The organism is Catellatospora sp. NPDC049609, assembly GCF_040675365.1.
In the GTDB taxonomy this organism is placed as follows: domain Bacteria; phylum Actinomycetota; class Actinomycetes; order Mycobacteriales; family Micromonosporaceae; genus Catellatospora.
Genome location: NZ_JBFAOU010000375.1, coordinates 1 through 3,177, shown reverse-complemented (window position 1 = coordinate 3,177; position 3,177 = coordinate 1). Strand labels below are relative to the sequence as shown.

The following is a 3,177-nucleotide window of genomic DNA, read 5'->3' as shown; positions in this document are numbered from 1 at the left end:
CCCGCCCTTCCTACTATGCGCCCGTTTCTGGGGGCCCGCGCGGGTCCTTCCCTTAGCTGTCGGGTGTGGGGGGGGGGGGGGGGGGGCCCCCCCCCGCCCCCCCCCCCTCCGCTCACCGCGTTCCTACAGCCGGTCCGCCGGCCGGTCGCCCGTCGGCGCCGGGCGGCGCGGCGGCCCGGTCGACGGCGGGGACGGCAGCGGAGTGTCCTGCGTCCGCGGCGCCCGCGGCAGGCGGGCGCCGCAGATCTCGAGCCGCGGGCCCTCGCTGATGCAGAAGTGGAATGTGGTGTCGCCACGGAGGTACAGCCGGCTGGTGAGGCGCAGGTCGTGGTACTCCTCGCCGTCGGAGTACCCGAACCGGAGAGTCACCGGCATCGGCGTGAGCACGCGCAGCTGGTACACGCCGTCCACCGCGTCGGCGTAGGCGACGAGCTCGCCGGTCGCCGAGTGGGACACGTGGAACCGGTCGTCCGCGCCCGAGCCGTCGGGCAGCGTGACCGTGCCCTGGATCAGGCTGCCGACCTTCATCGTGTAGTGGTAGGTCGTCACGGCGTCCGAGGTGACCTTCACCGTCTGCGCCGTGGACCGGTTGGTGGCGCCGCCGCTCCACTGGGTGGCGTGGCCGTCGGCCGCGAAGACCAGCGCCCACTGGTACGGCCCGAGGAAGTCCGTGGTGTAGCGGCCGCTGCCGTCGATGCCCACGACGTGGTAACTGCAGCCACAGCCCGGGTTGGGGTGGGTGTAGACGCCGACCGACCCGTGCGCGACGGGCTGGCCCGTCTCGCTCGTCACGATGCCGGTGACGGTGCCCTGGCGGTCGAGCTTGACGGTGGGCGCGGTGACCCACTGGCCGTCGGCTGCGGTGATCACGGCTGCCTGGCGCGGGTCGCCGGTGCCGCCGGTCGGGCCGACCCACTGCGCGCCGTACGGGCCGGCGCGGTCCGGGATGGCGAACAGGCGGTAGCTGCCGGCACCGTGCGGCATCTCCACCCGGTAGTTGCCGTTCGCGTCGGAGCTGTGCAGACAGCCCTCCGGGAGTTCGTAACGTTCCAGGCGGATCGGCACCACGCACACGCCGGCGACCGGCGTACCCGCGGCGTTGACGACCTTGCCCTGGACGCTCGCGGCGCGGTTGAGGGTGACCGCCGCCGCGGACTGCTGGCCCGGGGTGACCGTGACGCTCACGACGCCCTCGCTCGCCTGGTAGCCCTGGGCGCGGACCTGCACCGGGTGGACACCGGCGGGGACGTCGGTGAGCGTCACGGCGCCGCTGACGGTCTCGCCGTACCGGCCGCGCACCTGGGCGCTGAAGGCCGGGACCGCCGCGCCCGTGACGGCGTCCTTCGCGGTGACCCGGACCGAGCCGGTGCCCAGCAGCTTGTCGTTGACCGTGGCGACGGCGTTCGGCGCGACCGTGAAGGCGTTCGCCGTCGCGTAGCTGTGCTTGCCGGTCGCCCACTGGTCGAACTCGGCCGTATCGTATCCAGAGAAGTTGACCCGGTAGTTTCCGGCGAAGACCGGCTGGATCCGGTAGGAGCCGTCGGGGTCCGTGCGGCCGTAGATCCCGTCGTCGGGATGCAGATGCGCCGCGACGACGGCGTTCGCGACACCCGTCGTGCCGTTCGTCCGGGTGAGTCGGCCGGTGATGGCCCCGGTGGCGAAGAGGGTCTCGTCCACCTCGGTCACCTGGTCGGCGGCGATGGTCACCGGCTGCGCATCGCCGGCGCTCAGGACGTGCGGGTGGTACATGACGGCGGTGCCGCCCGACAGCCGGAACGACACCGTGTACTGCCCCGGTGCGAGGTCGTCGATCCGGTACCGGCCGGCCGAGTCGGTCGCCGCGCTGCCGAAGCCGCCACCCGAGATGAGATCGAAGTAGACGGACACCCCCACGGCGGGCTGGCCCGCGGCGGTCAGCACGGTGCCGCCGGCCGATCCCTTCGGCGGCAGCGTGTCGTCGACGGTGACGAACTGCTCGAGCGCGACGGGGAACGTCTCGGCCTCCCAGCGCTCGCGCTTGCCGTAGGCATACTGGATGGAGGTCCCGTGCAGGAACTGGACCGTGTACTCGCCGACCGGCACGGGCAAGGTGTAGGTCCCGTTCTCGTCGGCGGTGGTCCAGTCGCTGGCGTCCGGGTCGGAGATGGACTCGACGAAGACGGACGCGTACGCCGCCCCGGCCCCCGTGCTGGTCGCGAGGCGGCCGGTGACGGTCCCGTACGGGATCAGCGTGGCGTCGGCGGTGGTCGTCCCGCCCACGGTCACCGCGTACAGCTGCGCACCTGTCCAGCTGGTGGTGCTGGGCGCGTACTGGTTCGGGTGCCCCGCGACGGAGATCTCGACGTGGTAGCGGCCGGGCGGCAGGTCGCTGATGGTGTAGCGACCGGTGCCGTCGGTGTCGGCGCCACCGCCGTGCAGGGTGTCGTAGCCGGTCGCGTAGACGGAGGCGTTCGGGACCGGGCTGCCGTTGTAGGTGATCATTCCGGTGATGACGCCGGTGTCGGCGGCTCGTGCGGGCGTGGTCATGCCCAAGGTGGTGACGACCACCGCCAGCAGCATCAGCCCGACCCGGCGCAGGGGAGTTCCGCGCATGAGTCCTCACGGTGAGAGGGGTGATCGCATGGACCGGGCTGGAGGAAGCCCCGTGGCAGGCAGGCTAGTGGATCGAGCCAGCCGATGTGTTCCGGTTTCCCGGCGGCTGACCAGCATGGACCGGCCGGCGGGCAGGTCCGTCTGAACGGCGGAGGCTCCGCCACGGACATCGCGCCGGTGACCCCTGGCGCGACGAAGGAGGGGGCGGCGAGCGCCACCCCCTCCTTCGTCCGTGCTGGTCGTACCGGTACTCAGCGCGTGACTACAGCCGGCCCGCCGGCCGGTCGCCCGTCGGCACCGTCCGGCGCGGCGGCGCCGACGGGGACGCGGACGGCGACGGGGTCTCCTGCGCCTTCGGCCCCACCGGCAGGCGGCCGCCGCAGACCTCGAACCGCAGGCCCCCGACGACGCAGAAGTTGAGGGTGACATCGCCGCGCAGGTAGATCCGGCTGGTGCCGGTCAGGTTCTGGCCCGACTCGTCGGCGTAGTGCTCGAACGCGAAGGTCACCGGCGCGGGGGTGAGCACCCGCATCTGGTACGCGCCCGCGACCGTCTCGCCGACGGCGACGAACTCGCCGGTCGACG

General features: G+C 72.8%; 2 protein-coding genes. Both read right to left on the bottom strand.

The window, feature by feature from the left end; genetic code table 11:
* Positions 1-123 precede the first annotated feature (123 nt).
* Positions 124-2,592, bottom strand: a complete 2,469-nt coding sequence (locus AB0J67_RS40215) for a carboxypeptidase-like regulatory domain-containing protein (RefSeq protein WP_363490936.1) — start codon at positions 2,590-2,592, stop codon at positions 124-126.
* Positions 2,593-2,854: 262 nt separating this feature from the next.
* A partial coding sequence (locus AB0J67_RS40210; protein ID WP_363490934.1) for a hypothetical protein occupies positions 2,855-3,177 on the bottom strand: 323 nt, incomplete at its 5' end.

Bases quoted from the DNA above. Each gene is read 5' to 3' on its own strand.
- AB0J67_RS40215 (WP_363490936.1), bottom strand. From the start codon at position 2,592: ATGCGCGGAACTCCCCTGCGCCGGGTCGGGCTGATGCTGCTGGCGGTG.